Origin of the sequence: Streptomyces sp. PU-14G, assembly GCF_041028275.1 — a bacterium.
In the GTDB taxonomy this organism is placed as follows: Bacteria; Actinomycetota; Actinomycetes; order Streptomycetales; family Streptomycetaceae; genus Streptomyces.
This window is the reverse complement of record NZ_JASKYT010000413.1, coordinates 1-5,835: the sequence shown is the minus strand read 5'-3', so window position 1 is coordinate 5,835 and position 5,835 is coordinate 1. Positions and strand designations below refer to the sequence as shown.

Genomic DNA, 5,835 nt, shown 5'->3' with positions numbered 1-5,835 from the left:
GGGGCTACCGCTGGCGCCCCGGAATGGGCGGGGCGGTGCTGACGTCATGGCGGGGTCTCCTGCGATACGGGGACTCAACGCGCGCTGCAGCGCACCAAGTTAGGCTTCCCCCGCCTCGAACGGAATGCCTCCGCCCGCGCTTCGTGCGCCCCGTGGACTGTGGCTCGGGCCGGGCCAGGCCGACGCGACACGACAGCACGCGGGCCGGCCGTGTGACAGAGCGTGCCGGCCGGTTACCCGGTGTGCGGTCGGGCATGTCCGAGCGCGTGCGTACGGGGCGCGCGGGGTACCCGGCGCCGGCCGGCCACCGCCGGGCCGCACGCACCCGAGAGCAAAGGAGGGGACGCCATGCCGGCACACGGCACCGTCGCGCAGCGTCTCGTCGACACCCACCTCGTCGAGGGGAAAGCCGAGGTCGGCGAGGAGATCGGGCTGCGGGTCGACCAGACGCTGACCCAGGACGCCACGGGCACTCTGGTGATGCAGGAGCTGGAGGCGCTGGGCCTCGACCGCGCACAGACCGAGGTCAGCGTCCAGTACGTCGACCACAACATTCTCCAGGCCGACGAGCGCAACGCCGAGGATCACGCCTTTCTGCGCTCCGCCGCCAACCGCTTCGGCCTGTGGTACTCCAAGCCCGGCAACGGGGTCTCGCACCCCACTCACATGCAGCGCTTCGGCGTCCCCGGCAAGACCCTCGCCGGATCGGACTCGCACACCTGTGCGGCAGGCTCGCTGGGTATGCTCGCGGTCGGCGTCGGCGGCCTCGAGGTGGCGCTGGCGATCGCCGGGCGGCCCCTGTACGTACGGATGCCGCAGATCTGGGGCGTACGGCTGACGGGCGAGCTGCCGCCCTGGGTGAGCGCCAAGGACGTGATCCTGGAGATGCTGCGGCGGCACGGCGTCAAGGGCGGCGTGAACCGGATCATCGAATACCACGGCCCCGGCCTGGCCTCGCTGACGGCCATGGATCGCCACGTCATCGCCAACATGGGAGCGGAGCTGGGCGCGACCGCCACGGTCTTCCCCTCCGACGAGGCCGTCCGCGACTTCCTGCGCTCCGAGGACCGGGAGGCCGACTTCACCGAGATCGGCGCCGAACCCGACGCCACCTACGACCTCGACGAGGAGATCGACCTCTCGGCGCTCGAGCCGCTGGTCGCACGCCCCTCCTCGCCCGGCGACGTGGTGCCCGTGCGCCAGGCTGCGGGCGAGCCGGTCTCCCAGTGCGTCATCGGCTCCTCCGCCAACCCCGGCCTGCGGGACTTCGCGATCGCGGCGGCCATGGTCAAGGACCGGCGTACCGCGGACGGTGTCAGCCTCGACATCAACCCCACCTCCCGCGAGATCCTCCAGGACCTCACCCGCTCCGGCGGCACGTTCGACCTGATCGCGGCGGGTGCACGGCTGCACCAGAGCGGCTGCCTGGGCTGCATCGGGATGGGCCAGGCCCCGGCAGCGGGCCGCAACTCGCTGCGGACCATGCCCCGCAACTTCCCCGGCCGCTCCGGCACGGAAGAGGACTCCGTGTGGCTGTGCTCACCGGAGACGGCGGCAGCCTCGGCGCTCACCGGCACCCTCACCGACCCCCGCGACTGGGCGACGGAAACCGGCACCGCTCCGCCCTCGCTCGACCTGCCCGAGCACGCTTCCGTCAATACCGGCATGCTGGAGCCCCCACTGCCCGAGGAGGAGGCCCGGGCGGTGGAACTGCAACGGGGCCCGAACATCTCAGCGCTGCCCGACCTCGACCCCCTCCCCGACACCCTGACCGCTCCCGTGCTGCTCAAGGCCGCGGACAACGTGTCCACCGACGAGATCTCCCCCGCGGGGGCGAAGGCGCTGCCGTACCGGTCGAACATCCCCAAGCTCGCCGAGTTCACCTTCACCCGGCTCGACCCGGAGCATCCGCGCCGGGCCACGGAGCACGGCGGCCCTTACCTCGTCGTCGGCGGCGAGAACTACGGGCAGGGCTCCTCGCGCGAACACGCCGCCATCACACCTCGCCACCTGGGGATGCGGGCCGTGGTGGCGCGCTCCTTCGCCCGCATCCACTGGCAGAACCTCGTCAACTTCGGTGTGCTGCCCCTGGAGTTCGAGGACGGCGGCGACTACGAACGCGTCCACGAGGGCGACACACTCCGCCTGGCCGGCCTGCACGCCGCACTCGCCCCCGGTGCCGAACCCGTGCTGCGGCTGCACAACCAGACCCGCGACGAGGAGTACGCGGTGCGCCACCGCCTCTCCCCGCGCCAGCGCGACCTCGTCCTCGCCGGCGGCATCATCCCGGCACTGGCTACGGAGTGAAGCCGCCGTCCGACGACGGGGCGGGGCCCACTCGTCGCTCCGCCCTCTTCACCCGGTTCTGTCACCTCGCCGAGGCGAGAACGGGCCACGAACCTCGCGGTATCGCCCCTCCGTGGCGCCGAACTGGTCGATGATGGACGGAGGTTGCTGTCTCGGAGAGGAGTTCCAGGTGAGCGGGGCGGGTCACACGGCACCGAAGCCGGGCACGAAGCCGCACACGGCGCGGCTGTACGACTACTTCCTCGGCGGAAAGACGCACTACGCCGTCGACCGGGAGGCGGCCATCCCGGCGCTGAACAAGAACCCGCACGCGATGGTCGCCGCGCGGCAGAACCGCGAGTTCATGCACCGCGCCGCCCTGTACGCGGTGAAGGAGCTCGGCATCCGCCAGTTCCTCGACATCGGTACCGGCATCCCAACGGTGCCCAATCTGCACCAGGTGGTCCAGGAGGTGGCGCCCGAGTCCCGGATCGTCTACTCCGACAACGACCCCATCGTCCTGGCCCACGCCCGCGCTTTGATGAGCAGCACTTCCGAAGGAGCCACGGACTACATCGAGGCCGACGTGCGCGACCCGGGGACCATCCTCGACCACGCACGGAAGACGCTGGACTTCGACTCCCCCATCTCGCTGTCGGTCGTCGCGTTGCTGCACTTCATCACCGACGACGACGATCCCTACGGGCTCGTACGCCAACTGGTCGCCCCGCTGGCGCCCGGCAGTGCGCTGATCCTCTCGCACGGCGCCCTGGATCTCGACGACGGGCGGATGGCCGCCCTGGCCGAGCACTACCGGCAGGCGGTCACCCCCACCCAGTTCCGGACCAAGGAAGAGACCGCCGCCTTCTTCGAGGGGCTGGACCTGGTCGCCCCGGGGATCGCGCCGACCTGCGCGTGGCGGATGGATCTGGAGCTCGGCCCGGTACGGCAGCTTCCCGGGACGGTCTCCCCCGCCGAGGCGGGCGTCTGGGCCGGAGTGGCCGTCAAGCCCTGACCTCACCCCCCACCGGCGCCCCGTCGCCCGCCGCACCCGCACCGGGCTCCCGTGGCACCTGCCGTGGGTGAAGGGGCGCCTGTGCGCATAGGCTCGGCAGATGGCGAAGTACTTCGACGTGCATCCCGACAACCCACAGCCACGCACCGTCCGCACGGTGACCGACAGCATCCGGACGGGCGCGCTCATCGCGTACCCGACGGACTCCTGTTTCGCTCTGGGATGCCAGCTGGGCAGCCGCGACGGCATGACCCGCATCCGGTCCATCCGCAATCTCGACGAACGCCACCACTTCACGCTCGTGTGCCAGAACTTCGCGCAGCTGGGCCAGTTCGTCCACGTCGACAACGACGTGTTCCGCGCGGTCAAGGCGGCGACCCCCGGCCGCTACACCTTCATCCTCCCCGCCACGAAGGAAGTGCCGCGCAAGCTGCTCCACCCGAAGAAGAAGACGGTCGGCGTCCGCATCCCCGACCACGTGGTCACCCAGACACTGCTGGCCGAACTCGGTGAGCCGCTGCTCTCCAGCACCCTTCTCCTGCCCGACGAGGAGGAGCCGATGACCCAGGGCTGGGAGATCAAGGAGCGGCTCGACCACGTGGTGGACGCCGTGGTCGACTCAGGAGACTGCGGCACCGAGCCCACCACGGTGGTGGACTTCTCGGGCGACGCCCCCGAGATCGTGCGGCAGGGAGCGGGCGACCCCGCACGCTTCATGTGACCAAAGCCCGGGCCCAGGTCCGGTCGGTGCTCACCGGTCCCGGGCCGGAGCCGGGGGCGGAAGCCGGGCCGGGGCCGGGTCGGGGCGCTGCGCGTCGGGGCGCTCGGGGCGGCAGTGACACGGACGTGGACGCGCGGGAATTCGGTTGTACGGGCCACCGCACCCTGCGAGCATGCCCGGCATGACCTCCGTCTTCCGCGTCGCGCCGTGTCACGAGGCAACGCGGCGGGTGTGCAGGGGCCCGACCGGCTCCCGGTAGAGGTGGCACGCGAGCCGGCGACGCGCTCGCGAACAGCCCCCGCCCGAGACGGTTCGCACACTCGTGCGGGCGCCCCGCAGCATGCCCGGCAGGACATGTGTGCGACCTCCATCCCCCTCCGACCCCGGCACTCCGCTCTCCGGAACGACGGCATCCGTCTCCGGCCGTTGCGGCCCGCCCGAACCCTGGGAGAAGCGATGCACAACCGGACCGACGCCAACCGGACCGACGCCACCACCACCGAGTCCGACCAGGACCTCTATCCGGCCGACCGTCTCGACCACGTCCGTACCGCAGCCGCGGACGCGGGGCTGGACGCCCTGCTGATCTCCCCCGGAGCCGACCTGCGGTACCTGACCGGTTACGACGCCATGCAACTGGAGCGGCTGACCTGCCTGGTCCTCCCCCTCGAGGGCCGGCCCTTCCTGCTGGTGCCCGCCCTGGAGGAACCGGCCGCGCAGGCCTCGCCCGCCGGGGCGCTGGGGGTGGAGATCCTCGCCTGGCAGGAGACAGAGGACCCCTACGCCATCATCGCCTCCCGCCTGCCCGCCTCTGCCATGCGCGTCGGCGTCGACAACCACATGTGGGCGGAGAAGACACTCGCCTTCCAGGACGCCCTGCCCCACGCGCGGCAGGAGTTGGCCGGCACCGTACTGAGCGAGCTGAGGACGCGGAAGACACCGCGGGAGGTCTCCGCCCTGCGGCGCGCCGGGGCGGCCATCGACCGCGTGCACGCCCGCATGGGGGAATGGCTGCGCGCCGGGCGTACCGAACGCGAGGTCGGCCGGGACATCGCGACCGCGATCGCCGCCGAGGGACATGCCCGGGTCGACTTCGTCATCGTCGGCTCAGGGCCGCACAGCGCGAGCCCCCACCACGAGCTGTCCGACCGGGTGATCCGGCCGGGCGACCCCGTGGTCGTCGACATCGGCGGCACCACCGCGGAGGGGTACTGCTCCGACTCGACCCGCGTGTACGTGGTGGGCGAGCCGCCCGAGGAGTTCCGCCGGCTCCACGACGTCCTCCTGCGCGCACAGCGTGCACAGACCGAAGCCGTGCGTCCCGGCATCACCGCCGAGCAGCTGGACGCCGTCGGACGGGACCTGATCACACAGGCGGGCTACGGTGCGTACTTCATCCACCGCACAGGGCACGGGATCGGCCTGGAGAGCCACGAAGAGCCCTACATCGTCGCCGGTAGCCGGCAGCCGCTGGCACCCGGCATGGCCTTCTCCATCGAGCCCGGCATCTACCTGCCCGACCGGTACGGCGCCCGCATCGAGGACATCGTGGTCTGCACCGACGACGGTGGGGAGCGGCTGAACACCACCGAACGCGACCTGACCGTCCTCCCCTGACACCGGCTCCGCGCTCTCCCCCCGAGGTGTATGGGGGGAGGGGAAGGAGGTGCGGTGACCCGTTGTGAGGGGTTACTGAACCGGGCGTGCGAGCAACTTGCCACAGGAGCGGTCGGGTTGTGAGGGCACCCATAGGGGCCAGGTCACATACGAAGCACCTTCGCATGTCCGATTTGCCGGGACGGGGGGCGGGGGT

General features: G+C 71.4%; 4 protein-coding genes. All 4 read left to right on the top strand.

The genetic code is table 11. The annotated features are described in order from the left end of the window. Positions 1 to 348 precede the first annotated feature (348 nt). The 4 genes from AB8Z75_RS30225 (at position 349) to AB8Z75_RS30210 (ending at position 5,639) form a co-directional block, all read left to right on the top strand. Entirely contained in the window at positions 349 to 2,307 is a 1,959-nt protein-coding gene (locus AB8Z75_RS30225) for an aconitate hydratase (RefSeq protein WP_369207541.1), read from the top strand. 169 nt (positions 2,308 to 2,476) lie between these two features. After that, entirely contained in the window at positions 2,477 to 3,301 is an 825-nt protein-coding gene (locus AB8Z75_RS30220; protein WP_369207539.1) for an SAM-dependent methyltransferase, read from the top strand. Between the two features lie 100 nt (positions 3,302 to 3,401). Then, positions 3,402 to 4,022 carry an L-threonylcarbamoyladenylate synthase gene (locus tag AB8Z75_RS30215; RefSeq protein ID WP_369207537.1) on the top strand — a complete coding sequence of 207 codons (621 nt, stop codon included), beginning with the start codon at positions 3,402 to 3,404 and terminating at the stop codon, positions 4,020 to 4,022. 456 nt (positions 4,023 to 4,478) lie between these two features. Next, entirely contained in the window at positions 4,479 to 5,639 is a 1,161-nt protein-coding gene (locus AB8Z75_RS30210) for a M24 family metallopeptidase (RefSeq protein ID WP_369207535.1), read from the top strand. The last annotated feature ends 196 nt before the right edge of the window (positions 5,640 to 5,835 follow it).